This window comes from Pseudomonas sp. S37, assembly GCF_016658545.1.
GTDB lineage: Bacteria > Pseudomonadota > Gammaproteobacteria > Pseudomonadales > Pseudomonadaceae > Aquipseudomonas.
The window spans coordinates 1-23278 of sequence record NZ_JACVZC010000003.1 but is presented as its reverse complement, the minus strand read 5'-3'; the positions used below and the strand labels follow the sequence as shown (position 1 = coordinate 23278).

Genomic DNA, 23278 nt, shown 5'->3' with positions numbered 1-23278 from the left:
TTCGATAGACATGAAAGGGGAGGCCAGTGTCAGGCGCAAAGTTCAAAAGATGACGCTTCAGTGGCGCCTGCGTTAATGCCGTGCCATCCACCAAGGTCAGCGTCAGGTCTTCGATGTCGCCTGCCGCCCGACCCGGGAAAATTGGTTCGCCTGTAGCATCAAGGTTGTCGTACATGAAGCGCTTGCCCTCCAGCCAGCCAACGGCAGTGAGTAGCTCGGGGCCGAGGAAGTATTTTCCGTCAAGGAAGAAGCCTGGAAACTGGTGAGCGCGTTCGACATTCTCTACCGCGTAACGCTCACCGGCTTTCATGCCTGTTGTGGGATCAATCATGAGCAAAACCTCCATTTACTGGTATAGCGATGGAGGTTGGATAGATCAGGCCTGTTCCGAACGGCTGACCAATGGGTAGGAATTTGAGCCTTCACAGGCGTACTTGTCTTTTTCACGTCGTATTTTGCCGCCTGGCTTTTCAATTGAATTTTCTTTTCCATCTGCCCTCACAGACGCATGAGTAAAAAGGAGAGACTCACGTGGCTGGACAGCAACTGTACGTAATCGACTACACGCTCCATGGCGAAAGCCGAACGTTCATTATCCGTTTGGAAAAACTGGACAACGCCGTTGCGTGGCATTGGGCAAGCTGCGACGCAGGGGTGGGCATCATTCCAAGATTTTGTCAGCAGAACATCAAGATTGTCAGCCGGCCCATGGCCGAGCGCTACGGAGTCGCGAATGTGAAGTGGCGGTTGGCTGGAGATGGGCCGGAGTTTAATGCGCAGCCTATCGCTGTCGAAAAATTTTCGGGGACGGGTGTGGGCGGTTAGCGGCCGACAGCTGACCCAATTCGCTGGAGGCAGCGTCCACAAAATGCCTGTCCAAGCCCCTCGCACTTAGGTGGAGGTGGCCTAACGGTTGCGTAAGCCATCCAATGCAGGTGACCAGACGTTATGACCGCAGCGGTCACACACGGCCGGGTTCTGAGGTTCAAGGAAGGTCGGGAAGCCGCAACTTACGCAACAGTGTAAGCCCGCGTTCGGCGGCGCCTGGTACTCTGGACGGTGTTCAACTGGCAGGACTGACAGGCCCGGACGCGTGTCCTCGGGGTTGTAAAAATACAAGCTGAGGTCGCCATCGGTCTCCAATAGGCCCAGGCGCACCTGGCCGAGATGCTCTACACCTTGTTGGCGCAGTTCCATGAAGAGCTCGTTGGACGAGATGTTCAAACTCCGCAGCGAATGGATCTCGTACATGCCGTCCTTTACGACCGTGATGGGTAAGCCATCGATCCAGGCCTCGCATGTTCTGCTGCGCCTCATCAGGTAGACGGTTGCGCGATAGAGCAGCAAAAGCGTGAGAAAAACCAATGCGACCGGGAGAAGAGGTACATCTTCGTAAAAGGTCACATCGCCCGCGGCTGAGCCCAAGGTGAGGATAACCACGAGCTCGAATCGGGACAGTTGCCTGATACCACGTCGACCACTGAATTTCAGAAAGAAGAACACGGCTAGAAACGCCGCTGAAACGCGAAGGGCAACCTCCAATAGAAAGGTCAGCGGGAACTCGCCGATGAGCATCCTCTGCAGGTTAAATGAAACCATTCGCTGTATCCCACCCGTTTCAATCTCCTGTTAAAGATTGACCGGCACTGCTCGATCTTGGTTCATGAAGTGGTGTCAGCGAGACAAGTCTTCATCGGCATTTGAGCACTCGGTAACCTTGTGACCCCGCTCTACCCGTTGAGACGAGGCTTATAACAAGTCGTTTCCAAAAGCAGACGGAAGGCGCGCAAGCGGTTTCTTTGCCCCCTTCACTCATTGAGCTAGGCTGATTTGGCGTCTGGTAGGGATGGGAAGAGGGTCGAAATGAGACTGTATGAGTTCATTGAAAGTGATATGGGGAGCATTCTCCAGGCTTGGGAGGATTTCGCACGTTCGGTCGAGACAGACTTACCTACTCAGGATTCAGCCGGTCTCAGGAATCACTCCGAGAAGATTCTGCGCACCGTTGCCGCTGATATGCGCACTGCCCAGACTGCGCATCAGCAGAGCGAGAAGGCGCAAGGCAGAGGCCCTCAACAGAACAGTGATACGGCCGCTCAGACCCATGCAATTACGCGCTTGATTGCGGGCTTTTCGATGGATCAAATGGTCTCTGAGTACCGAGCGTTGCGCTCCAGTGTGCTGACGCTCTGGCTGGCAAAGGAAACCCTCCGGGACGCAGAGCATGTTCAGGACATGATCCGCTTTAACGAGGCGATAGACCAGGCCTTGGTGGAGTCCATAGCGGCCTATGGCGCAGCTGTGGAATCAACCCGAAAAATGGTGCTGGCTGTGCTTGGCCATGATTTGCGGTCTCCATTGGGAGCAGTAATGATGGCGGGTGATCTTATACTGCGGCATGAGGAGCCTGGTGAGAAGGTGAAACTGCTCGCCACTCAGGTGTGTAACAGCGCACGTCGGGCCAACAACATGGTGAACGATCTTCTGGATCTGGCTCGCTGTAATTTGGGAACGGGCATCCCGGTGCACCTGCAGCAGGTGGAGTTGAACCCTATCTGTCGCTCAGTCGTCGAGGAATTGCGCGCGGGTTTTCCTCAGGCGACCATTGTCTTGAACGAAGCCGTCCACATCTCCGGTCAGTTTGATCCTGATCGCATGGCTCAGGTTTTCTCCAACTTGATTGGTAATGCCCTGCGCCACGGTGACTCGACGCTACCCATTCAGGTTTCCCTCTTCAACGAAGCCGATGTTTCGCGCTTCAGCGTGCACAATTATGGAGAGCCGATTCCCGCGGATGTGATGCCCTATCTGTTCAAGCCTGAGGGGAGGTATTCAAGTTATGCAGCAGAAGAAAAGGGCTCGGCTGCTGGATTAGGGCTGGGGCTGTTTATCGCAGCGGAGATCGTCGCCAGCCATGGTGGCAGGATCAAGGTCGAGTCTTGCGCTGAACGGGGAACGACCTTCCTGATCATTCTGTCGTAATGCCCTCAGTCCGACTGGGGGCGGCTGCATTTGGCAACCAGGAAGCCTTCACGTCTCAGCAATTCGGCGTTCGTAGGTTGGATCGTGACCTGCTCGAGCTCGGAAGCCGAGAACCAGCGACATTCCACGATCTCGTGTGATGGGCGAAGATTGATAGGCGTCGGTACGTTCATGCGATACAGCCAATGTTCTTCCCACTCGAGCACGCTGTGCCCGAGGAACTGAGCATCCGTCAGTTGTAGGCCGGTTTCTTCCAGTAGTTCACGACGAGCTGCCTCTAGCTGGGTCTCACCAGGATCGATTATGCCGCCTGGCAGTGACCACTCGGGAGCATCTTTACGGACCAGTAGGACTTTGTCGGCTTGTAGGCAAACGACAGTGGAGTGCAGCTTTTTCGATTGGCTCATGACGGCTCCTCCCGTATGAACGGAAGGCCTTGCTTGCACGTCGAAGTTCACTCCGCTCGGCGAATGGCCTGATGGGTCGTTCCTCCACCCTCAAGAACATGATTCCAAGCGCCTTCATCAACCTGAACCCTGGCGCCGCCATGATGGTCATTTAAGCGGCACAAGTACGATTTAGGCTCGGAAAGAACCTGCCGGATCCACTCCAGACAACAATAAAGGTCAGCGCATGAAGGGAATGGATACTGCTACAGCTAGACGTAAAGGTTTCAAGCTGCGCGCCACAGTAATCTATCGCAAGGACGGAGAAGTCCTTTTTGTACGCAAACGCAACGCCAAGTGGAATCTGCCAGGTGGGCGCGTCGAGCGAGACGAGACACCGCTAGAAGCGGCGATGCGCGAGATGGCTGAGGAAACCGGGATGGCATTCGATGAGCTTCGCTACCTCACGATGTACCGCGAGGACAAGGTCATCCACTACCTGTTTGAAGCGCGGAAAACGGATGACAAGCCCTGCCCTCGGAATGAAATTGTTGCCTGCCGCTGGATAAAAGCCAGGGAAGTCTCGAAGCGCCGGGTTCGGCGACCCATCAAGACGATCCTTGAACGTTGTGCCTGAGAGGGTCGTTCCAACCGTCACCGTAGACGGTTTACCCAAGGCCAAATCCCTGATTTCCGCTGAATCATTGCCGATGTCATTGAATGGTCGTGTTCATGGGCTATCGTGAGGTTTCACAACTATAAGACTAAAGTCGTAGGAGGCCGGCATGCGTATTCGTGGTGATGTTTTTTGGGATTGGGCGGATCCAGTGCTTCATCATCGGTCTCACGGCGAGAAACTGGATGACGGCACTTCAATCGATGTGCAGGTCAGGCTTTCAAGGGTGGGCCAGACGCAGATGTTCATCGGGATCTATGCGGGCTGTGGAATGGCCCGTCATGAAGAAGCCTTCGACTCTCGACCAGGCGAGTCCATGACTCGGGCCTTGGCCTGGGGAGTGGAGCGTGCAAGGTGTTTGGCGATTGATCAGCAGCCTGCAGTGAGACAGGTTGCGTAGCCTTTACAGGCAGGATTTCAAAGGTGGTCGTTGCCCACTGGTACTATCGGCCCCATCCCGATCCGACCCCAGGATCAACTCCGGACGGGTGATCGGAACTCGTTTTCGAGCGGGCTGGTCATCACCATAAGGAAGCCCACGTCAACGTTCAGGATGTCGCCCATTCTCCAGGTGCGATCCCTCATGAGCGTCATCAAGCATCGCCCATCCAGGGCGAAGGTAACGATCATGTGTTCTCGCAATGACCAGGTTCTTCTGGTTCGCAGGAAGGGCGCCAAATGGAAGTTTCCGAGCGGCCTTCTTGCGACAGGTGAGGCCCCAATCGTGGCTGCTGCCAGAGAGCTCTGGAAGGCGCTATCGTTGCATTGCTCACGCCTGAACGCCGTGGGCACCCTCGAGGTTGGCAGGGTTCTCCACCATATTTTCACCACCGATTTTGCTGACGGATGCAGTGTTTCGCTTGGCAGAGGCATCGTCGAGTGTAAGTGGGTCGGCTGGGAGGACTTGAGCTCAGCCATGCTGAAGCCCACAGCCGCTGCTTTGCTGTCACGAGATCTATCAGCGCTTGTCCGTCGTAATGATCCCGCTGCCTCTGAATTGGCATCCGACACAAATTGAACGGCGAGGTCATGGAGCCGGTCGGATCGTTAAATGGCATGGAAAAGGACGTTAACGATGAAAGCGATGACTCGACTGTTCACCGGCTTGGCTCTGGTGGGAGCCCTGGGAGCCACGACAGCATGGGCGGATCAGCCCGGCGCAGATTGGAAAGTTACCAAGGATCAGGCCGAAGCCACCTTGAAAGGTGCTGGCTACACGCAGATCACCAAGATCGAGGCCGATGATGGGCATTGGGAAGGCGAGGGCATGAAAGCTGACGGCAAGCAGTATGAGTTCCAGGTCGACCCACACGACGGGAAAATCATCAAAGACGAGCTGGACTGATCAGGGCGGGTGTTGCTCTTTGAGCGGCCCGCACCTTCTGCGCGGGCTTTTTTTCGGCTATCAATTGTGCAAGCCAGGCCTGATGCCAAGGCTCTGACCTGTAATGGTAACGCGAGGACGTTCCCATGAGTATCGAACGCAGCATCCTCGAGCTTGAGGCCTGGTACGCACAGTACGACGACATCAGCTACCGGCGCGAGTCGCCGGATGCCTACCACCATGAACTGATCCGCACGGCCGAGGCCCTGCGCGACGACGGCGCCATCGACTGGGACGACTGGCTGTCGCTCAAGGCGCTGGCCGACCAAGCGCACGTGGGGGCGCTGGAGGATGCAGTGAAGGCGCATGTGAGCGACCCAGACGCATGAAAGCCCTGAAAATCGCTACCTTCAACATCAACGGAATTCGCAGCCGCCTGCCGGCTTTGCTGGCTTGGTTGGAGCGAGAGCGGCCTGACATCGCCTGCCTGCAGGAACTCAAGGCGGCGGATCGGCAGTTTCCGCGCCAGGACATCGAGGCCGTGGGGTACGGCTGCCTGTACCAGGGGCAGCCGGCGTGGAACGGGGTGGCCATCCTGGCGCGTGACAGCGAGCCGCTCGAAGTCCGTCGCGGCCTGCCTGGCATGCAGGACGATGACCAGAGCCGTTATCTGGAGGCCGCGGCACACGGGGTGCTGGTGGCCTGCCTGTACCTGCCGAACGGCAACCCGCAACCCGGCCCGAAGTTCGATTACAAGCTACGTTGGTTCGAGTGTCTGCTAAAGCATGCGCAAGTGCTCTACGGCAGCGGTCACCCCACGGTGCTGGCCGGTGATTTCAACGTCGTGCCGACGGACATGGACATCTACAACCCACGCTCCTGGGCCAAGGATGCGCTGCTTCAGCCCGCGTCCCGGGCGTGTTTCGATCAACTGTTGGCGCAAGGCTGGGTCGATGCCATTCGCCATTTGTACCCTGACGAGCGCATCTACACGTTCTGGGATTATTTCCGCAACCACTGGGCCCGCAATGCCGGGTTGCGCATCGATCACCTGATGCTCAACCGCGACCTGGCCCCGTACCTGAAACAGGGAGGCGTCGATGCCTGGGTGCGAAACGAAGCCAAGGCCAGCGATCATGCACCCGTCTGGATCGAGTTGGGCGAGCGCCGCCGACGCCACTAGTGCATTTCAACCAAACCTTCATGCACAGGTGCAGTCACTACCGATAGGAGCCCAGCGTTTTCGGGCCATGGAGGTGATACATGCACATTGTCTGCCTGCTGCGTGGCTGTTTGTGGCATGTGATGCCTGAAGGTGAATTCACCGGCCTGACCTGCCAGTGCTGCGAACGTTGCGGCGCGTGGCGGTACTGCCAGCGCAAACCACATTAAGCACGCCGGATTACGTGCAACCCGCGCCTGGGCGCGGGCTCCTGCCATCTCTATTTTTTGCCGGGCAGTACCGAGCTCAGGACCTGCTTGGCGGTCTGCACGATGACCCCGGCCTGATCCGGGTCGCCCTTGAGCAAGGTACTGGCGAATTTCTTCGCCTGTTCCAGCTTGATGTGCGGCGGCAGCGGCGGCACATCGGGGTCGGTCTTGAATTCGATCAATACCGGCCTGTCAGCCACCAGTGCGCGTTCCCAGGCGCTGGCAATATCTTCTTCACGCTCTACATAAATGCCCTGCAAGCCGATGGAGATCGCGAACAGGTGATAAGGCACATCGGGGATCGACTGCGAAGCTTCGAACTTGGGGTCGCCCTCCATGACCCGTTGCTCCCAGGTCACCTGGTTGAGGTCTTCATTGTTGAACACCGCGCAGATCCACTGCGGGTTCTCCCACTGTTGCCAGTACTTGGCCACAGTGATCAGCTCGGCGAGGTTGTTCATCTGCATCGCGCCGTCGCCCACCAGTGCCACTACGCTGCGCTGCGGGTGGGCGAACTTGGCGGCGATGGCATAGGGCACCGCCGCGCCCATGCTGGCCAGGCCGCCGGACAGCGAGCACTGCATGCCCTGGCGGATCTGCAGGTCGCGGGCAAACCAGTTGGCGCATGACCCCGAGTCGCTGGTGACGATGGCCCGGTCAGGCAGGCGAGGGGAGAGCTCATGCACCACGCGCTGCGGGTTGATCGGGTCGGCTTTGACCAGCGCGCGTTTCTCCAGGGTCTTGTCCCAGTGCGCGCGCCAGCTTTCGACCTTGTCGCGCCAGCGCCGTTCGCTCTTGCGTTCCAGCAGCGGCAGCAGGGCGCGCAGGGTCTCGCTGGCATCGCCGACCAGATTGACCTCCATCGGATAGCGCAGGCTGAGCATGTCCGGTTGCAGGTCGATCTGCACACCGCGGGCCTGGCCTTCCTTGGGCAGGAATTCGGCATAGGGGAAGCCGGAGCCGATCATCAGCAAGGTGTCGCATTCGTTCATCAACTGGTAGCTCGGCTCGGTGCCAAGCAGGCCAATGGCGCCAGTGACCCAGGGCAGGTCATCGGGTAGCGCAGCCTTGCCCAGCAGCGCCTTGGCCACCCCGGCACCGAGTGTTTCAGCCACCGCGATCACCTGCTCGGAGGCTTGCAGGGCGCCGGCGCCCACCAGAATCGCCACTTTTCGCCCAGCGTTGAGCACCTCGGCGGCACGTTGCAAGTCCTGCTCGAAGGGCACAACCCTGGGCTTGCTGTAGCCAATGCCGGAGTGCAGCGTGCCGTGGGCTCTGGCCGGCTCATGGTAGGGCAGGTCCTGCAGGTCGTTGGGCAGGATGATGGCGGTGACCCTGCGTTCGCCAACGGCAGTACGCACCGCGCGGTCGAGCAGGTGACGCACTTGTTCAGGCGTCGACGCCTGCTGCACGAAGGCACCGGCCACATCCTTGAACATCGACAGAAGGTCCAGCTCTTGCTGGTAGTGCCCGCCGAGTGCCGCACGCGCCTGCTGGCCGACGATGGCCAGCACCGGTTGGTGGTCCATGCGCGCGTCGTACAAGCCGGTCAGCAGGTGCGAGGCACCTGGGCCGGAGGTGGCGATGCAGACACCCAGTTCGCCGGTGAACTTGGCGTGGGCACTGGCCATGAACGCGGCCATTTCCTCATGGCGCGCCTGCACGAATTGAATTTTGCCGTCGGCCCGGGCCAGTGCGCCGAACACCCCATTGATGCCGTCGCCGGGGTAGCCAAAGATGCGCCGCACGCCCCATTGATACAAGCGTTCCACCAGAAAGTCGCCTACCGTGCCGGTCATCATGCTCTCCCGTCCTGTGATCGATAGGGGTCTGGACTTGGCCCGGCGCGGGAAAGTTCAAGCGTGTGCGCGCAGGTCTTCCGAGTGGAACCTTTGCCTCGGCCGAGGGCTCGCAACTGGACGGACAACAGCATCTGAAGGTGACACATGAAGGCCATCGACATTGCCGATGCCAGCGTACAGACCCTGCATTTCGCAGACGACGGCGCAACGCCCAACAGCCGCTTCCCAGTCGTGCTCTATCACTTGCACATTGCCCCGTCCCAGGATACCGCCAGTGCCTTCGAAGCGCTGTTCTCGGCTCACTGCTGGACGCCGCTCTGGCGCGGCGGGATCTTCGATTACCACCACTTCCACCCCAATGCGCACGAAGCCCTGGGTGTTGCCAGCGGGTGGGCGCGGGTGACATTGGGCGGGGTGTCAGGTCAAACCCTGAGTGTGAAGCGGGGTGATGTGCTGGTGCTGCCGGCGGGTACGGGGCATCGCTGCGTCGAGAGCAGCGATGACTTCCAGGTGGTCGGTGCCTACCCTCACGGCCAGGAAGACTATGATATCCAGCGGCCCGACAGTGCAGCGCACCGGCAGGTGCTGGCGCGAATCGCCGCGGTGCCCGGGCCAAGGCAAGACCCGGTCAGCGGGGTCGTCGGCGCCGTGATGAATCAGTGGCGCTGAGCGCAAGGCCTGACCTTCAGTCGAGTTATGTCTTGAAGGCATCCATTGAGGAAGGGAGATGGGTTCAGCGCATCATTCCCAACTCAGCGTCATCCATCAGCGCTTTGGCCAAGGCGCAGAGGTAATGCGACGCCCAGATCAGCTGCGGCTTGTCATCCATCAGACCGTCCACAGTCATATCCCGTGCATAACCCATCAGCTCCGAGGCCTGTTCGCGGGCACTCTGGCATGGGATACCGGCTTCAATGCGGAAGAGGGGATGGGTTTGGTTTGCACCTTGGTAGAACGTGGTTTTGCCGACGGTGAATTTGGTTTCTTCTGTAGACATTATTCGATCTCCCCGAAATCTCTAACACCTGAGCTGGCCTTATCGCCAGCAATCCCCACAGCTGCTCACAAGCGCCAAGGCCTGTGGCATAGGTCAGTTCACTGTGGGGGCCTGGCTTGCCGGTGATGGGCCATGCCCAGGCGACACAATCATTAAAGCCTCAGTGCGAAGTCCTGGGCTCGGTGGGCACCTGTAGCTGAGCCAGTGCGGACTCAAGCAAAGCGCGCAGCGTCTCCAGTTCATGCATCGAGGTCATCATCAGAATCGACACAGGCGACTTGGGCTGCAGCAAAATGGCCTGATGCACAACGGTTGCCGCGCACAGTGCGTATTCCGATGCCTGGATCAAGGTGTCTTCAATGCAGAGAGTTTTGTGGGGTGGATCTGGAACGATCTTGAGCATGGTGAAGCTCCAACGTAAGAGGAGGAACTACCACTCCATGCCGTCAAGCAATGGGGTGGCAGCTGTACGCGGGTTGACGGACCGAGACGTTGGCACTCGGCGCACTCAGGGTGCCCGCACGTACAGCCACCATAAAAGGGTGCACATGAGGACAGCGTCATCGGTCCGTCAAAACCGGTCGCTGAATTGGCAGCGACAGGCCGAGACTAGAACCCACGTTGACCATGCGCAACGAAAATCAGGCGCAGGGAGTATCTTTGGGAAATGCCCTACAAGGAAGTTCTTTTTTCTGATTCTTTCTCTGCGTTTGCCGTCTAATTTTGCATCGTTCGCTGCTCGGCTAACATTTCAAATCGTGGGAGCGCGAGCGCGCCGCCTACGCGGACTTTTGCGAATCCAGCTGAGCCGGTACCGGGAGTCCTTGTTTTTCGAGCCGGTGATACTTCAAAGACTATCGGGGTCCCCGAAGAACATTTGATCATTCATATAAATCAAATGGTTGTGAATGGGAAATTGGTTTTGTACCCCCAGATGTACCCCTTTTACAGCCGCTACGAGTGGATTTCAGTGGCCGCACCGGCGGCGGGGCTGCCGCAGAACGTGCAATCCCTCACCCACTCGCGCAACTTATGCTTTGGGCTCGTCCCAGTCGGTACGCGTCGCAGCAGTCAGCGCATCCCAGTCATCAGGAGGGTTGCCGCGGCCCAGCATCTTCTCGAATACGGCGTAGGGATCGGATTTGCTGCCTGCGGACCGTAGGGTACTTTCGTCGTTGACCCATGCATAGACGATGACCTTGGACCTTGAGTCGTAGCGAAAGAACAGCCGAAATCGCCTCCCGATTTTCGCGCGCCGCCAATGTCGGTAGGCGGTACCCAGCGTGTTGCCTTGGCGGAACTCATCGCGGCCCGGATCGGCAGGCACAGCCTCCATGATCAGATGGCTCAATGCCCGAAACAGCTTGACGTTGGCGTTGCTCTCAAAACCTTGCGGATCGTTCTGCTCGGCTCGGGCGGCAGCTTCTTGCAATTTGCGTAGCTGTAAAGTCACACCTTCATGAAACAACAGTGTCCAGCCATGTCGCACCATCAGATCGCGACCTCACCGTCGATATCTTCGTCCAGGTTTATGGAGTGGTTTGCGTTGGCAAGCATGGTTTGCGCCAAGTCTTCCGGCAGGGTGGTGAGGTTGCGCCCGCTTCGGATATCAGCCTCCAGCAAACCCAGGAATGCACCGATGGCAGGGTCCTCGTGGGTGGTTTCTACGCGGCTGACCACGATTTCCCCACCGCGTACGTCGAATGCAATCTTGCCACCGGTGTCAATGCCCAGCAGTTGGCGAACGGATTTGGGCAGTGTGACTTGCCCCTTCGAGGTCAACGTGGCGATTTCGTGGATGGCAGGCATGAGCGTTCTCCCGGGTATGCTGTATGAATGGTAAGGAATAATCCTTACATGGTCAATCTTCGTCTTTTGCTCATCAAGCGTAAGCGGGGCAGGTGCTCAACAACTCCCTAGGATTACTTACTCTACCTACCGGCATCATTTTGCAGGTGGTCTAGCAACCTCTAGCAAGTGTTGCCGACTTGAGTGTTGTGCAGCATGGGAAATTCGTGCGTTGTTGAATCTGCGCTAGCTTCAACCCCAAGCGACTCAAGGAATTTTGATCCCCAACGCATTCAGCGATGGCGTATCCATCCGACCATTGACTGTCAGCCCACTGTCCATCTGAAAGGCCATCAACGCACCACGCGTCGCTTTACCCATCACCCCATCAATGGCGCCTTGGTAATACTGACGCACCATCAGCGCGGTCTGCACACGTGTGACCAGGTTACTTTTCTGCTCATTGGTCGCGCGGCTCTTTGAAGTGCTCGAGGTGGTCCCGCGAGTAGTGCCAGACGACTGATAAAGGCTGTTGCCGCTCGGTGTGCTGCTCTGTGCACTCGATGGGCTGTAGCTTCGGGTGCTGGTCGCGGGTGGACTGTAGTAGCGAGGTGCGCTATAGCCACCCGAGCCGCTGTAGTGAGAACTGTGTGAACTGTGGGACCGGTGTGAACTGTGCGAGCGATGCGCAGCATAGATGTTGACGGTGTCTGGCGCATTGAGCGTATCGGCAAATACCGGGGGCTGTAGCTTGTCGTTGGGTTGCCATTTTGCATCGGCGAGCGGCATAGGGACCACCTGTGCCAGGGTGGTACTTGCCATTGGCAGCAGGCTGATCCCACTGATCAGGACTTTCCAGCGGTCGAGCAATTTCACTGTGCACTCCTTGCATAGGCACTAAAGGCTTCGGTCGATAATGGTTGTACGCCGCGGCTCTGCCAGCGGTCGGTGTGGGATTTGAAAAAGCCAGAGCAATGTTTGACGGCGGCGCATTGTTGGCAGGTATCGATGAACAGGTTTTTCCAGTCCGAGATGCTCTGGCGGGCGAAGCGTGAGAGGCGGGCCGGGATCAGGCACAGGGGCAAGTTGTAGATCGAAACCGGCACCCCGCGGTTGAAAAGGAAATACACGGCCTGGCTCAACGACTGCTGATAGTCCAGCGGGTCAATCCACAATTCTTCATAGTTCTTCCTGGCCAGGCCGGTACTTTCGATACCCATCAGCGCAACATGACGCACGAAGGGCAGGTTTCTGAACACGTAGTAGGCGAGCTCGGGCAAGCGTGGCGTAGTCAGGCGATTGAGCACCACACGTATTTCGATGATTTGGTTGGCCCGCGCCAGGTTGTAAAGACCTTGCAGAGTTTCGCTAAACGCGCCTGGAGCCTGTACCACATGGTCATGGTCTTCGGCATTGTCGGCGTACAGCGGGATGCCCCAGCTCAACTGGGGGTGGCCGATGGCAGAGAGCGCTGCGATCCAGCTCGGGTCTTGGAACAGGCGCCCGTTGCTGAGTACATGAATGGATTTCTGCGGCATAACGGCTTTGCACTTGGCCAGGATTTCCAGCAGGCCGTTGCGATAAAGCGTTGGTTCTCCGCCGCTGATTCCCAGATTCTCCTCGCCCGGGTCCATCAGGTCGATCAGCCGTAGGTTCTCCTCGATGTGCCAACGGTCATCGATATCTTTGGGCGGCTGCGAGCACATCAGACAGAGGCTGTTGCAACGATCGGTCATGAACAGCAGGTTGCTGTCTGAGCCTCGTCGATAGAGTACTCGCACCAACGTGTTGCCTGGCGTGATGGCAATGACATCGCCGGGCTGCACGACATCCGCATCTTTGGGTGTGTGGAGATATGGTCGCGCGCTGTCGAAGTCGCCGATCAATGGCTCTGGGATCAGGAATCCACCCACTGGCAATGACAGCAGATGCGGGCTCCGTAGCCGTTCTTCGTTTGGCAGCCAAAGTAGCAGGTCACCTAACTCAGCGCTTCCGGCACAAACAGCCAGGCCTTGTTCGATGAACTCATCCAGCGTGATGACCTTGAGCAGTTTCGGCCCATTCAGGTGATGGATTTCGAAGTGGGTATCTTTGCGCAGCATCGCCATCAGCCCCTGTAACCCGGGAACCGGACATCGTTGTAAGAGCGCCTGTTCAACCAGGACAGCAGCACCCTCTGCACGTTATCGTCGCCATCGTAAAGCAGACCGAATAGATGCTTCAGAAGCCCCATGTTCTTCTTGCAAAAGCTGCTGAACACTCGGTGTCCGATCGGATCAGCTTGGCGGGCATAGTGCTCGATAGGGTCAGCGCCACAGTACGGGACAAGTGCGCAATCGGAGCAGCCCGGCAGCGTCTCTGCTACACCACTGGCGAGCAACGCATTCATAACTGGCGATGCGAGTAATTCCGACAAGGGTTGCTGCACGGTGCCGAGCCGCAAGCCGTCTTCACCCATTTCCAGCAGCATTCGGGCTTCGTCCGAGGGATAGACGTAGCCGTCATAGTTGTAAACCAGTGCTGCAGTGCCAGCGCCAGCAGGGGATCGCAGGTCTACGTACCCGGAGGAGAAGGGTGTCAGGATATTTTTCAGCAGCAGGCTTGTGTAACTCTCTGAGAGGTATACGCCCTGCTGGTTGATGTGCAGCAAATAGGCCAGTGCTTTCTTGTAGAAGGCCAGGTATCGCTCAATAGGGTAATCAAGTCGATGGGCACTCTTGGTGGCAAACCCATAAGGGCTTAGAGGTCGAAGCGAGATGCTGGAGAAACCCTGGCTTACATACTCATCGATGATCGCTTCAGGTTGTTCGAGGCTCCTTGAAGTCAGCGTGGTCAGTGCGGAAACCGCATCATGGCCAAGGCGCTCACGGACCCACTGGATGCCTTTTACAGTGCGTTCGTAGGAGTCTCGTGACGGGGTAGGGCGGTTGGCATTGTGCAGGGGCGCGGGCCCATCGAGCGAGGTCGAAAACTGGATGCGATGTCGTTCTGCGAAGCCGAGTATTTCTTCCGTCAGGTGGTGCAGCGTGGTGGTGATGACGAACTGGATATCCCGTTGTTCGACCACGTTCCGTTCAACGATCCATTCGACGATCTGGCGGACGCGTTCGAAGGCCAGAAGCGGCTCGCCACCCTGAAACTCCACAGTCAGGGCAGGGGCATTCGATTCGAACAGGCGATCGACCGCCGCTTGTGCATCCGCTTCCGACAGGTCGTGTCCGGACCCTCCCACAGGGGCCCGCGACACTTGGCAGTACTGACAGGTGTGGTTACAGCGCAATGTAACCACGAACAAGTGCAGTGCAGGCCCCTGGAAGAGGAAGTCCTTGCGGCTGCGATACTGCGCAGCCATTTCCGGGAACGGGTCGTGGCGGCCTGGTTCGTAGATGAAGTGGCGGGCCAGCAGGTCCTTGTAAAAAGGCGTACTAGCTTCAACGTCAAAGTAACTGAGGGCTTGTAATTGCGCGTCGTTCACGTGCATGTACTCACCAGTATCGGAGGTGAGCAGGATGTCACGGTCATTTCCCGTGTTCATGCGCATGAATCGAAAAGGCAGCAAGCGGTAGTGCTTGGCGTCTGTCGCAATCAATGTCACTGGGAAATCCCACATCCAGCGAGAGCGGCTCGGGCCAGGACTTCGCGCAACCCTACTGTTTCGCGGTTGATAAGGTCGCGTAGGGCGAAGTCGTTCAGATGTTGAAGGACCAGCGAGTGAGCCTGCTCCGGGGAAAGCGTTAGCCTCACTTCAGCGGGGTGGGCCGTGAGGCTTATCTGATTGGCTTCAATGTCGACCTGAATCGTGACAGTGTCGGCCAGTGAATAAGCGGCGCGTTGCACCACGCTGAGCGGGTAGGCTGCGCTGTCGAGTTTCAACGTGACTGGCCATGTCATCGGAATCGGTCCTTAAAATCCGCTAGGAACGTGTGGATTTTGCCGGTTGCCGAGGCATTATGCCATCATAATTTTTTACATTTGCACGCATTTGCCCAGCGTGGTGGGCGGTGCGTTCGCTAGGGCTCGGTCACTGATGTGGGTAGGGGCGAGGGTCCACATCTCCCTCAGAGGATCCATCCTCATCAATAGCCCACTTGGCCCAAGGCTAGGGGCATCCTTTTCAACCCATCCAAAGCATACCCTCAGATTTGCCCCCAATGTAGCAACCCACTGGAGGTGAGTGGAGCTCCATGGTCTGTGGAAAGGCAGAAGTAATCAGAAAAACAGCCTATCCGACGACACCTAAAGACTCTCAGGGTCGCCAAAGAACATTTTGACTGGGCTCTAGGACGGTAGTTTCAGTTTGAAAAAATCTTATTATGCCCCCAATTTTGCCCCCACTCAGGCGCCTTACATGAGCGGTTCGATTACCAATTGCGCGTGTGCGCTCTGTGCGTGCTGCAGTGCCAAAAGCAGACATACACGATCCTGGAATTTGTATTTTTTGGGGCCAATGATTTCGATAGACATCCAGTTCCTCATCGATCTGCAGTGCGGTGGTGCAATCTAGCCGAATCATCCTCCCTCGACCATGGTCCTGAAGTTCGGTTGATAGCAAAAATCAGGTTGGGTTAGGGCTATTGCGGTCAACCGTCGGGATTGGACTGGGTGCGTTCGACCTGGGGGATCGATGAAACCCATAAAAGCCGTGGCAGCGACGGCAGCCTCAGCCGCTTGCTCGGCATGCTCTGCGGTGCGCCGGAATGCCGACGCCTGTACCTGACCGCGCGCGCCCCGTGGAATTGAACGTCCAGCAATGGCGGCAGACCTTCCAGCGGTTGGGGCTGGACGAAGCCGTGTGCGACCAGCTTCATCCGGTGATCAACGACTTTGACCAGGCCATCCGTCACCTGCGCCATTGGTGTTCTAGTGACGCCGCACAGCATCGTTATGAGGATGCGGCAAGCGCCTTCCAGATCATGCTCCGCCCCTATCTACTGCGGCCGGGACAAGCGCGAAGACGCCGACGTCCTGCGCTTCACAGAGCGCACCCGTGGGGAGAGCCATCGCAATACCCGCGAGCCGGTCAGCGTGGATGTCAGCGCCTGGCGCTACCCTGGCGTCAGGCCGTGTGCGCGACCGAGGCGCTCTGACCTCTTTACCTGTTCGAGCATCCGGCGATACTGGCCACGATCAGCGCTATCGAAGCGATGCATGAGCGTAAGGAGAAGGGCCTGGTGTTCGGTCGCTTCATCGCGCCCCTGCGCGCCTGCTCAACGCCCGGGAAATGCTGCGCAGACTGGACGCCGATGTGTACTGGCCGCAGAGCGTTATCCGCGCCGATGCCACGGATGATCATTGCGAGCGGGCCGCGGTACAGGCTGCCCATTGCCAGTTGCAGTCCCCTCTGGACCTTGCGATCCCCGACGTCCTGGCACGCCAATACAACAGCCAGGGCGCGCGCCGCGAGCAATTGCGCCGACGCCTGCTGGAGTGGCTGATGCGGGGCTGGGCGAACACGAGCAAGTGCCCCGGGCCATGTTCGGATGCCTCAGGGACGCCGAGCTCAACAAGGACCTGGCTGATGCAGCCGAGAAGCATCCCATGGCGCTGTTCACCCGGGCGATCCTCGACCTGACCGGCGATCTGGCCGGATCACCGACCCCCGAGCAAGTCTGCGTGGCCTTCCGCCAGTTGCTGGAGGCTGCCAGCGACCGGTATGCGGACGACAGCGACATCGTCTAGGACGAAGTGGCCTTTGCAGGATGAATATGCCCACCAAGAGGGTGGCTTCGCCCGCTTGATGTATGGGGGCACCGAGCAGTCCACCCGCCGCCTATTGCAGATGGCCTTCAATCGCCCCGACAGCTTCCCCCGGGTGCTGGTGGCCCAGTCGGCCGTCGGTCGCGAAGGCCTCAACCTGCACCTTGCCTGCCGCACCGTGATCCTCATGCACCCGGAATTGAGTCCCGATGTAATCGAGCAGCAGATCGGCCGGGTCGATCGGGTGGGCAGTCACTGGAGTCGCCAACTGGACGAAGCGTTGGAGCTGGATATTCCAGCGGCGGAGCTACCACGCATTGATGTGCATCCGGTGATCTTCCGAGGGACCTACGATGAACATAACTGGCAGGTTTTATTGGAGCGTTGGGATGACCTGCGTGCTCAGTTACATGGCGAGGTGATCCCTGCACGAGAGGCTGAGGGAGATTTGGAGTATGAGAAAGTGTTGGCGAATTTGCAGGCTACCGCGCCTTGCTTTTCTCCGTTGCGGCGATAAATGCGGACTGTCATCGCGACGGTGTGATGGTCAGGATATTGCCCAGATGCTTGTCAGTTTGCGGGCTGCCGCTACGGGACAACAATGACTGCAGGGGGCATCCTTTTCAAACCATTCAAACCATTCAAACCATTCAAACCATTCAAACCATGCCCTCAAATTTGCCACAAATGTAGCAATTAGCTGGAAGTAAATGGCTCTTCGAGGCTAGAAAACGGCAGAAGTGATCAGCTAAAAAGCATGCGCAAAGCCCCTAAAGACTATCAGGGTCGCCAAAAAACATCTGAATCCTCGACCGCAACCAGCGCTCCGCCGGGTCGTTGTCCTGCGCCCCGCGCCAGGCCATATGCAACTCGAAACTGCGCACCGGTATCGGCAAATCCTCAGCCCGCAACCCACCCGCTGCCGTCAGCGCATCAGCGGTGTAATCGGGCACCGTGGCAACAATATCGGTCCCCGCCAGCAAACTCCCCAACCCGTTGAACTGCGGCACCGCCAGCACCACGTGGCGCTTGCGGCCAATTTCTTCCAGCGCTTCGTCGATAAAACCCGACAAGTCTCCGGCAAACGAAACCAGCGCATGCGGCCGCGCGCAGAAGTCGTCCAGGGTGATGCTGCCGGGCACGCTGTCGGCGCGCAGCAGCTTCGGCATGCTGCGGCGCAGGATCTTGCGCTTGGCGTTGGCCGGCAGGTCGCTGGTGTAGCTGACGCCCACCGAGATCTCGCCCGAGGCCAGTAGCGTTGGCATCAGCAGGTAATTGACCCGTCGCACCACCAGCACGATACCGGGTGCCTCGGCGCGGATGCGCTTGAGTAGTTGCGGCAGCAAGGCGAACTCGGCGTCGTCCGACAAGCCGATGCGGAACACCGCATTGCTGGTGGCAGGGTCGAATTCGGCAGCGCGGCTGACGGCAGTGGAAATCGAGTCCAGCGCCGGCGACAGCAGGGCGAAGATCTCGTGGGCCCGGGCCGAAGGCTCCATGCTGCGGCCGGTACGGACGAACAGTGGGTCGTCGAACAGGTTGCGCAGGCGCGACAAGGCCGCGCTGATGGCCGGTTGGCCGAGGAACAGTTTTTCCGCGGCGCGGGTTACGCTGCGTTCGTGCATCAGCGTTTCGAACACGATCAGCAGGTTGAGGTCTACACGACGCAGGTCGTTTCGATTCATCGGTGCGCTTCGCCTAAAGTGGGGCAGGGGTGAATCTTAAGGCCAAAGGCTGTTACCCTGCACGGGTTTACGGGGACCAATTGCAGGGAAAGTCAGGTGCCCAATCGATGACAAGCATGTCGACTATTAATGACCGCTGATGGTCTTACCGGCAAAGCCCGGATAAAGTCAGTGGTAATTAGAGGTTCACAAAGGCGAGGTATGCGATGTCCCGCATGATCCGTTTCCACAAGTTCGGCGCTGCCGATGTGCTCCGTTGCGAGGAGCAGGCCGAACCGTCACCCGCTGCCGACGAAGTGCAAATCCGCGTCGAGGCGGTTGGCGTCAGCTGGTATGACGTGCTCTGGCGCCAGAACCTGGCGCCGTCCCAGGCGCGTCTGCCGGCGGGTATCGGCCATGAAATGGCCGGGGTGGTGACGGCGGTCGGTGAAAACGTGGAAGACATTGCCGTAGGGGACCGGGTTGCCAGCTTCCCGGCCACCAGTGCCAATGACCACCCGGTGTATGGCGATGTCATCGTGCTGCCGCGCACGGCCATTACCCGCTACCCCGGTGTGCTCACCCCGATCGAGGCCAGCGTGCACTACACGCCGCTGCTGATCGCTTATTTCGCCTATGTTGACCTGGCGCGGGCCAAGGCCGGGCAGACTGCGCTGGTCACTGATGCCAGCCATTGTGCCGGGCCTGCGTTCGTGCAGCTGGGCAAGGCATTGGGGCTGAAAGTGTTTGCTGCCACCAAGGAGGCAGAACAGCGCGAATACCTGTTGAGCCTGGGCGCCGACAAGGTGATCGTCACCGAAGAGCAGGACCTGCTGCTGCAGGTTGGCAAGTATACCGATGGCCGGGGCGTGGACATGGTCCTCGACGGCATGGGCGGGCCACAGATGTCGCTGCTGGGTGATGTGCTGGCACCGCGTGGCAGCCTGGTGTTGTATGGCCTGCAGGGTGGCAATCAGACGCCGTTTCCGGCCTGTGCGGCATTCCAGAAGAACATCCAGTTCTACGTGCATTGCATCGGCAATTTCACCGGCAAGCCAGAACTTGGCATCAGCCAGGACCAGGTGGCGTTGCAGCGTGCCCTGCGCGATATCAACCAGTTCACCGCCGACCAGTTGCTGACACCACAGATCATCAAGGTGTACCCGTTCGAGCAGGTGGTGGAAGCGCATCGCTACATGGACCAATGCCCATGTGGAGGGCGGGTGGTGCTGGACATGGCGCAACATTGACGGCTGTCTGCATCATTGAAAAACCCGGGCCCAGTCCCGGGTTTTTTTATGGGCGCTAGTCAATGATTGAATCGCGAAATGTAGGAGCGTTCCTACAATAAAAAGCGAAACGGACTACATATAAATTTAACATTGATGGGCTCTAGGAAACATTCCGCCAACTATTTGGGCTTGAATGCTTGTGGTGTTGGCGTCAATGTGTTTTTGCATCTTTGCTGAATGGTTTTTTTACCGTTATCTGTATCTTTAATTCGAATCGCATCACTCGATAATGGCCCGATGATAGTTTGCGCAAGGAGCGTGGGATGAGCATGGCTATGCCCGAGTCAGGGCGCCGCAGGGGCGGGTACTTCTCCATGGCTTGGCGACAGCGACGATCACGTCATGACTTGCATTTAGTTGTAGGAATTTTCTTCTGAAGATGCAGGGCGCATATCGAGCTTGAAGTGATGGCTTCGCTGTGCGTTGGCTGAATGAAGTGTGTGAGGTGATTCGTGACTGTTATTCACGACCAGGCAATGCAGTATATCTACCATCAAGTGCTCGAACGTTTGATGGGCCATATGTCCCAGGCACAACGCGCCTCTTTGCAGTTACTGATACAACGGCTGCTGGTTGCTGCAGGTGGGCCCGAATACATAGGCACCTTTCGCTTGCAGGTTTTGCAAGGCAGTGATCGCCAGAGTGCCCGGCTGCTGGCAATGCTGCGTGCCGCGCAACTCAGCATCGCCATGCGTGCGCCGGTCACCTTTCAATTGCGCGTATTGGTGGTCAGCTTGCCGGTAGCGGGTAGCGCCACGCTGGAAGGTCATGAGCACAGCTTCAGCGCCCTGTTCCTGCAGGATGACCCGCGGGTGCAATTGCAAATGATCGAGGGGCGCGAAGTGGTGCCGTTCAGTTGTCGGCGCTCGCCAACTTCCGAGCGCTGGTTGGCGACCCGGGACGCCATGCTCATGTTCGGCCATCAGATCGATGCCCGGCCCGAGGCGCTATTGGGTAGCCGGCTGCACCTGGAACTGGCGGCGGCTGTAAGCGCTGCGTTGCAGGGGCAGGCGCGTGTCGACGCATTGATCACCGCCATACCCGGGTTGCAGAGGCGCCGATACCTGGCATGGGCGCGGCGCAGCCAGCGCCTGGCGGGTGAGCGTGGGGCTTATGTGGCGCACCATTGCCTCGCGGCACTGGCCGACGGTCTCGGCCGCTTGCAGGGTGCTGTCGGGTTGACACGCGATAACCTGGCGGAGTGTGAAACGGGCACGGCGGCCAGGGATGTACACGTGCGGCTGATTGCGATTGATGACCTGCTACCGCATCTGCTGGAGGGGCAGCAGCTTGATGCCATGCTGGGTTGGCGTTTCGACGCCGACGGTGAAACTGGCTGGCCATTCTCGGCGCTCGTCGACCCGCTGGCCGCGGCCCAGCTGCAAGAGCTGCGCGCGCGTAGCCTGGAGCCGCAGGCCAACCGCCCGGCGCTGTGCCTGGTGGGCGCAGGCAGGCAGCGCGAGGTACCCGCACTGCACTTTGGAAAAGCTTATGGCATCAGCCAGACACAACTGGTGTGCCTGCTATTCAAGCCATTTGCCAGGCAGGGGAAAAACCTCGAACGCTTCCTGCGCTGTCGGCATGCCGACATGCTGGTGGCGTTGCCTTACCTGCACAGGGCCATGCAGGGCAAACCCTGCCCTGACGCAGTAAAAGCGTGGCTAGTGAACACCAGTGGCCTGTCACTGGGGCAACTGCGGGCGATTTATGGCGGTAAGTTGCCGCTCTCTACATGGCGCCTGCTAAGTGCCTTGGCTCGCCGCGATGCACACCTGCGGCTGTTGCCGCGGCAGGCGACCGAGCGGCGATATGGGCCGGCGAGGCGGCGTTGATGGGGCGACCGGCAACTGGCGAGTTCGCTTATCGGAAGGTATACCGCTACCTGGAGGCGTTGATTGACCAGGCAGCAGAAGGTGGCCCCTGCCGGTTACCGTCATTGCGTATGTTGTCCGGGCGGCTGCGGGTGTCACTGGCCACGGTACAGAGTGCCTATAGCCTGCTGGAGGAGGAGGGGCGCGTACACTGTCTGCCGCGATCGGGCTACTACATTCAAACGGCTGACGAGCAGCAGGCCGTGGCCATGCCTCGGCAGCCTCCCTTGCCAGCACAGCCATTACTGGAGCGCGCCCTGCTAACCCACGAACGGCGTCTGGCCCGCCAGCGTGACCGCGGCATTGCGCCCTGGGATGTCCTTGGCAGCGCTCGCCTGCGCCATGCCTTGGCGGAGCGCTACACCGGTTGTTCCAACCAGTATTGGCGTGCCGAGGACGTGCAGTTGGCGCCAGATGTGCCGGCGTTGCTGGAAACGCTGCTTGCGGCGCTGGGCATGCAAGGGGGGACGGTGCTGGTGCAGACGCCTTGTTGCTGGCAAGTACTGCGCGCCTTGACGCGGGCCGGCATGCGGGTACTGGAGGTGCCACTGGACACCCGTGGCAACCCGGATCTGCATGCCTTGGCCAGGCTGTTGGCGAGCGAACCGATACGTCTGCTGGTGATGCCGTCCTGCCTTGGCATGCCGCAGGGACAACTGGTTTCCATGCATTACCAGCAGCAGCTTGGCCTGCTGCTTGGCCAACACCCCGTATGGCTACTGGAAAACGACCTGGACACCGAGCTTTGCTACAACCGGCCACCCAGCACACGCTTGCGCGACTGGGTCGACCCGCACAGTTTGTTGGTGGTGGGGGCGTTCGAGGCTGCGGTGGGTGCCGAGGCGCCATATGCCTATGTATTGAGCCTTGATACTGCGTTGGCCAAGGCGTTCGCCGAGCGTGCGTTCCGGCTTGCGCCACTGCGGCTGCTGGCGCTGGCCCACCTGTTGGCCAAGGGTGATATCGAGACGCAACTGGTGGCGCTGCGCAGCAACCTGCAACAGCGCACGCAAAGCCTGTCGCGTGCGCTGGCGTCGCAGTTCGGTCAGCGGGTGGTTGTGGAAATGCCACAAGGCGGGCACATGCTGTGGGTGCGCTTTCAGCAGCCGCTGGCCTGGGATGCCATTGTCGCGGCATTGGCCGGGACCGCGTTGCATGCGGTGCCGGGCCATCAGTTCAGCCTACAGGGGCATTACCAGCAGTATCTGTCACTGGTTTGGCTGGGCGATCAGCCAGGCGACCTGCAGCAGGCGGTCGGGCGCTTGGCGCAAGCGCTGGAGCTGCGATGCGGGAGGCCCGCCTTGAGAACCAGGCCAATGTAGGAGCGGCCTTGTGTCGCGATGGGCTGCGCAGCAGCCCCAGGGTTTG

The 23278-nt window shown here is 58.9% G+C and carries 28 protein-coding genes and 1 pseudogene; 16 read left to right on the top strand and 13 right to left on the bottom strand.

From position 1 onward, the window contains the following. Positions 1 to 73: 73 nt before the first annotated feature. Positions 74 to 331 (bottom strand): annotated as a pseudogene (locus IAE39_RS01830) (SDR family oxidoreductase); the annotation flags it as partial. 200 nt (positions 332 to 531) lie between these two features. On the opposite strand from IAE39_RS01830, the gene IAE39_RS01825 reads away from it, so the two are divergent. Next, positions 532 to 825 carry a DUF6555 family protein gene (locus IAE39_RS01825; RefSeq protein WP_201198866.1) on the top strand — a complete coding sequence of 98 codons (294 nt, stop codon included), beginning with the start codon at positions 532 to 534 and terminating at the stop codon, positions 823 to 825. 81 nt (positions 826 to 906) lie between these two features. Here IAE39_RS01825 and IAE39_RS01820 read toward each other — a convergent pair whose 3' ends face one another. Further along, the gene (locus IAE39_RS01820; protein ID WP_201198865.1) at positions 907 to 1599 is read right to left on the bottom strand and encodes a DUF421 domain-containing protein; all 693 of its coding nucleotides are present in this window, start codon (positions 1597 to 1599) and stop codon (positions 907 to 909) included. A 264-nt stretch (positions 1600 to 1863) separates the two neighbouring features. Between IAE39_RS01820 and IAE39_RS01815 the strand changes: the two genes are divergently transcribed. Further along, positions 1864 to 2982, top strand: a complete 1119-nt coding sequence (locus IAE39_RS01815) for a sensor histidine kinase (protein ID WP_201198863.1) — start codon at positions 1864 to 1866, stop codon at positions 2980 to 2982. Positions 2983 to 2987: 5 nt separating this feature from the next. On the opposite strand, the gene IAE39_RS01810 is transcribed toward IAE39_RS01815, so the two are convergent. After that, entirely contained in the window at positions 2988 to 3389 is a 402-nt protein-coding gene (locus IAE39_RS01810) for an NUDIX domain-containing protein (protein WP_201198861.1), read from the bottom strand. Positions 3390 to 3615: 226 nt separating this feature from the next. Between IAE39_RS01810 and IAE39_RS01805 the strand changes: the two genes are divergently transcribed. The 7 genes from IAE39_RS01805 to IAE39_RS29950 all read left to right on the top strand — a co-directional run bounded on the left by IAE39_RS01805 (position 3616) and on the right by IAE39_RS29950 (position 6760). Continuing rightward, entirely contained in the window at positions 3616 to 4005 is a 390-nt protein-coding gene (locus IAE39_RS01805) for an NUDIX hydrolase (RefSeq protein ID WP_201198859.1), read from the top strand. A gap of 148 nt (positions 4006 to 4153) precedes the next feature. Continuing rightward, complete coding sequence (locus tag IAE39_RS01800) at positions 4154 to 4444, top strand: hypothetical protein (RefSeq protein ID WP_201198857.1); 291 nt, start codon at positions 4154 to 4156, stop codon at positions 4442 to 4444. Between the two features lie 183 nt (positions 4445 to 4627). Then, positions 4628 to 5062, top strand: coding sequence for an NUDIX domain-containing protein (locus IAE39_RS01795; RefSeq protein ID WP_201198855.1), 435 nt, complete (start codon positions 4628 to 4630; stop codon positions 5060 to 5062). Positions 5063 to 5119: 57 nt separating this feature from the next. Next, the gene (locus IAE39_RS01790; RefSeq protein WP_201198853.1) at positions 5120 to 5389 is read left to right on the top strand and encodes a PepSY domain-containing protein; all 270 of its coding nucleotides are present in this window, start codon (positions 5120 to 5122) and stop codon (positions 5387 to 5389) included. 125 nt (positions 5390 to 5514) lie between these two features. Continuing rightward, positions 5515 to 5757, top strand: coding sequence for a hypothetical protein (locus IAE39_RS01785; RefSeq protein WP_201198851.1), 243 nt, complete (start codon positions 5515 to 5517; stop codon positions 5755 to 5757). Beyond that, the gene (gene xth / locus IAE39_RS01780; RefSeq protein WP_201198849.1) at positions 5754 to 6551 is read left to right on the top strand and encodes an exodeoxyribonuclease III; all 798 of its coding nucleotides are present in this window, start codon (positions 5754 to 5756) and stop codon (positions 6549 to 6551) included. The genes IAE39_RS01785 and xth overlap by 4 nt, the downstream gene beginning before the upstream one ends. Before the next feature lie 80 nt (positions 6552 to 6631). Further along, entirely contained in the window at positions 6632 to 6760 is a 129-nt protein-coding gene (locus IAE39_RS29950; protein ID WP_302088208.1) for a PSPA7_2676 family Cys-rich small protein, read from the top strand. A 50-nt stretch (positions 6761 to 6810) separates the two neighbouring features. Here IAE39_RS29950 and IAE39_RS01775 read toward each other — a convergent pair whose 3' ends face one another. Next, on the bottom strand, positions 6811 to 8598 hold the full coding sequence (locus IAE39_RS01775) for a thiamine pyrophosphate-requiring protein (protein WP_201198846.1): 1788 nt from the start codon (positions 8596 to 8598) through the stop codon (positions 6811 to 6813). 147 nt (positions 8599 to 8745) lie between these two features. Between IAE39_RS01775 and IAE39_RS01770 the strand changes: the two genes are divergently transcribed. Next, the gene (locus IAE39_RS01770) at positions 8746 to 9270 is read left to right on the top strand and encodes a cupin domain-containing protein (RefSeq protein WP_201198844.1); all 525 of its coding nucleotides are present in this window, start codon (positions 8746 to 8748) and stop codon (positions 9268 to 9270) included. Between the two features lie 64 nt (positions 9271 to 9334). On the opposite strand, the gene IAE39_RS01765 is transcribed toward IAE39_RS01770, so the two are convergent. The 8 genes from IAE39_RS01765 to hxsD form a co-directional block, all read right to left on the bottom strand. Then, complete coding sequence (locus IAE39_RS01765) at positions 9335 to 9598, bottom strand: DUF3077 domain-containing protein (RefSeq protein WP_201198842.1); 264 nt, start codon at positions 9596 to 9598, stop codon at positions 9335 to 9337. 160 nt (positions 9599 to 9758) lie between these two features. Continuing rightward, positions 9759 to 10001, bottom strand: a complete 243-nt coding sequence (locus IAE39_RS01760; RefSeq protein WP_201198840.1) for a hypothetical protein — start codon at positions 9999 to 10001, stop codon at positions 9759 to 9761. A gap of 627 nt (positions 10002 to 10628) precedes the next feature. Continuing rightward, positions 10629 to 11090 (bottom strand): type II toxin-antitoxin system YhaV family toxin, encoded by a 462-nt coding sequence (locus IAE39_RS01755; protein ID WP_201198838.1) that lies wholly within the window; start codon positions 11088 to 11090, stop codon positions 10629 to 10631. Further along, the gene (locus IAE39_RS01750) at positions 11090 to 11407 is read right to left on the bottom strand and encodes a type II toxin-antitoxin system PrlF family antitoxin (protein ID WP_201198836.1); all 318 of its coding nucleotides are present in this window, start codon (positions 11405 to 11407) and stop codon (positions 11090 to 11092) included. Before IAE39_RS01750 ends, IAE39_RS01755 begins: the two co-directional genes overlap by 1 nt. 246 nt (positions 11408 to 11653) lie before the next feature. Further along, positions 11654 to 12262, bottom strand: coding sequence for a His-Xaa-Ser repeat protein HxsA (gene hxsA, locus IAE39_RS01745; protein ID WP_201198830.1), 609 nt, complete (start codon positions 12260 to 12262; stop codon positions 11654 to 11656). Beyond that, positions 12259 to 13494 carry a His-Xaa-Ser system radical SAM maturase HxsC gene (gene hxsC / locus IAE39_RS01740; RefSeq protein WP_201198829.1) on the bottom strand — a complete coding sequence of 412 codons (1236 nt, stop codon included), beginning with the start codon at positions 13492 to 13494 and terminating at the stop codon, positions 12259 to 12261. The genes hxsA and hxsC overlap by 4 nt, the downstream gene beginning before the upstream one ends. After that, positions 13494 to 14981, bottom strand: coding sequence for a His-Xaa-Ser system radical SAM maturase HxsB (gene hxsB, locus IAE39_RS01735; RefSeq protein ID WP_201198828.1), 1488 nt, complete (start codon positions 14979 to 14981; stop codon positions 13494 to 13496). Before hxsB ends, hxsC begins: the two co-directional genes overlap by 1 nt. Next, positions 14978 to 15277: a His-Xaa-Ser system protein HxsD gene (gene hxsD, locus IAE39_RS01730; protein ID WP_201198827.1), complete on the bottom strand. Its 300-nt coding sequence runs from the start codon at positions 15275 to 15277 to the stop codon at positions 14978 to 14980. The genes hxsB and hxsD overlap by 4 nt, the downstream gene beginning before the upstream one ends. Positions 15278 to 15988: 711 nt before the next feature. On the opposite strand from hxsD, the gene IAE39_RS01725 reads away from it, so the two are divergent. The 3 genes from IAE39_RS01725 to IAE39_RS01715 all read left to right on the top strand — a co-directional run bounded on the left by IAE39_RS01725 (position 15989) and on the right by IAE39_RS01715 (position 17600). Beyond that, positions 15989 to 16126 (top strand): hypothetical protein, encoded by a 138-nt coding sequence (locus IAE39_RS01725; protein ID WP_201198825.1) that lies wholly within the window; start codon positions 15989 to 15991, stop codon positions 16124 to 16126. 732 nt (positions 16127 to 16858) lie between these two features. Further along, positions 16859 to 17065, top strand: coding sequence for a hypothetical protein (locus tag IAE39_RS01720; RefSeq protein ID WP_201198823.1), 207 nt, complete (start codon positions 16859 to 16861; stop codon positions 17063 to 17065). A gap of 13 nt (positions 17066 to 17078) precedes the next feature. Continuing rightward, positions 17079 to 17600: a helicase-related protein gene (locus IAE39_RS01715; protein WP_201198821.1), complete on the top strand. Its 522-nt coding sequence runs from the start codon at positions 17079 to 17081 to the stop codon at positions 17598 to 17600. Positions 17601 to 17853: 253 nt separating this feature from the next. On the opposite strand, the gene IAE39_RS01710 is transcribed toward IAE39_RS01715, so the two are convergent. Beyond that, on the bottom strand, positions 17854 to 18768 hold the full coding sequence (locus IAE39_RS01710; protein WP_236548357.1) for a LysR family transcriptional regulator: 915 nt from the start codon (positions 18766 to 18768) through the stop codon (positions 17854 to 17856). A 206-nt stretch (positions 18769 to 18974) separates the two neighbouring features. On the opposite strand from IAE39_RS01710, the gene IAE39_RS01705 reads away from it, so the two are divergent. The 3 genes from IAE39_RS01705 to IAE39_RS01695 all read left to right on the top strand — a co-directional run bounded on the left by IAE39_RS01705 (position 18975) and on the right by IAE39_RS01695 (position 23232). Beyond that, positions 18975 to 19997 carry a zinc-dependent alcohol dehydrogenase family protein gene (locus tag IAE39_RS01705; RefSeq protein WP_201198819.1) on the top strand — a complete coding sequence of 341 codons (1023 nt, stop codon included), beginning with the start codon at positions 18975 to 18977 and terminating at the stop codon, positions 19995 to 19997. Positions 19998 to 20491: 494 nt separating this feature from the next. After that, a complete protein-coding gene (locus IAE39_RS01700) occupies positions 20492 to 21871 on the top strand; it encodes a hypothetical protein (protein ID WP_201198818.1) in 1380 nt (459 codons plus the stop codon). Beyond that, positions 21871 to 23232 (top strand): GntR family transcriptional regulator, encoded by a 1362-nt coding sequence (locus IAE39_RS01695; protein WP_201198817.1) that lies wholly within the window; start codon positions 21871 to 21873, stop codon positions 23230 to 23232. The genes IAE39_RS01700 and IAE39_RS01695 overlap by 1 nt, the downstream gene beginning before the upstream one ends. The last annotated feature ends 46 nt before the right edge of the window (positions 23233 to 23278 follow it).

Bases quoted from the DNA above. Each gene is read 5' to 3' on its own strand.
- IAE39_RS01750 (WP_201198836.1), bottom strand. From the start codon at position 11,407: ATGCCTGCCATCCACGAAATCGCCACGTTGACCTCGAAGGGGCAAGTC.
- IAE39_RS01760 (WP_201198840.1), bottom strand. From the start codon at position 10,001: ATGCTCAAGATCGTTCCAGATCCACCCCACAAAACTCTCTGCATTGAA.
- IAE39_RS29950 (WP_302088208.1), top strand. From the start codon at position 6,632: ATGCACATTGTCTGCCTGCTGCGTGGCTGTTTGTGGCATGTGATGCCT.
- IAE39_RS01695 (WP_201198817.1), top strand. From the start codon at position 21,871: ATGGGGCGACCGGCAACTGGCGAGTTCGCTTATCGGAAGGTATACCGC.
- IAE39_RS01710 (WP_236548357.1), bottom strand. From the start codon at position 18,768: ATGAATCGAAACGACCTGCGTCGTGTAGACCTCAACCTGCTGATCGTG.
- IAE39_RS01815 (WP_201198863.1), top strand. From the start codon at position 1,864: ATGAGACTGTATGAGTTCATTGAAAGTGATATGGGGAGCATTCTCCAG.
- IAE39_RS01790 (WP_201198853.1), top strand. From the start codon at position 5,120: ATGAAAGCGATGACTCGACTGTTCACCGGCTTGGCTCTGGTGGGAGCC.
- IAE39_RS01795 (WP_201198855.1), top strand. From the start codon at position 4,628: ATGAGCGTCATCAAGCATCGCCCATCCAGGGCGAAGGTAACGATCATG.
- IAE39_RS01765 (WP_201198842.1), bottom strand. From the start codon at position 9,598: ATGTCTACAGAAGAAACCAAATTCACCGTCGGCAAAACCACGTTCTAC.
- IAE39_RS01770 (WP_201198844.1), top strand. From the start codon at position 8,746: ATGAAGGCCATCGACATTGCCGATGCCAGCGTACAGACCCTGCATTTC.
- IAE39_RS01805 (WP_201198859.1), top strand. From the start codon at position 3,616: ATGAAGGGAATGGATACTGCTACAGCTAGACGTAAAGGTTTCAAGCTG.
- IAE39_RS01810 (WP_201198861.1), bottom strand. From the start codon at position 3,389: ATGAGCCAATCGAAAAAGCTGCACTCCACTGTCGTTTGCCTACAAGCC.
- IAE39_RS01785 (WP_201198851.1), top strand. From the start codon at position 5,515: ATGAGTATCGAACGCAGCATCCTCGAGCTTGAGGCCTGGTACGCACAG.
- IAE39_RS01755 (WP_201198838.1), bottom strand. From the start codon at position 11,090: ATGGTGCGACATGGCTGGACACTGTTGTTTCATGAAGGTGTGACTTTA.
- IAE39_RS01705 (WP_201198819.1), top strand. From the start codon at position 18,975: ATGTCCCGCATGATCCGTTTCCACAAGTTCGGCGCTGCCGATGTGCTC.
- IAE39_RS01800 (WP_201198857.1), top strand. From the start codon at position 4,154: ATGCGTATTCGTGGTGATGTTTTTTGGGATTGGGCGGATCCAGTGCTT.
- IAE39_RS01720 (WP_201198823.1), top strand. From the start codon at position 16,859: ATGTTCGGATGCCTCAGGGACGCCGAGCTCAACAAGGACCTGGCTGAT.
- hxsC (WP_201198829.1), bottom strand. From the start codon at position 13,494: ATGGCGATGCTGCGCAAAGATACCCACTTCGAAATCCATCACCTGAAT.
- xth (WP_201198849.1), top strand. From the start codon at position 5,754: ATGAAAGCCCTGAAAATCGCTACCTTCAACATCAACGGAATTCGCAGC.
- IAE39_RS01775 (WP_201198846.1), bottom strand. From the start codon at position 8,598: ATGACCGGCACGGTAGGCGACTTTCTGGTGGAACGCTTGTATCAATGG.
- IAE39_RS01820 (WP_201198865.1), bottom strand. From the start codon at position 1,599: ATGGTTTCATTTAACCTGCAGAGGATGCTCATCGGCGAGTTCCCGCTG.
- hxsD (WP_201198827.1), bottom strand. From the start codon at position 15,277: ATGACATGGCCAGTCACGTTGAAACTCGACAGCGCAGCCTACCCGCTC.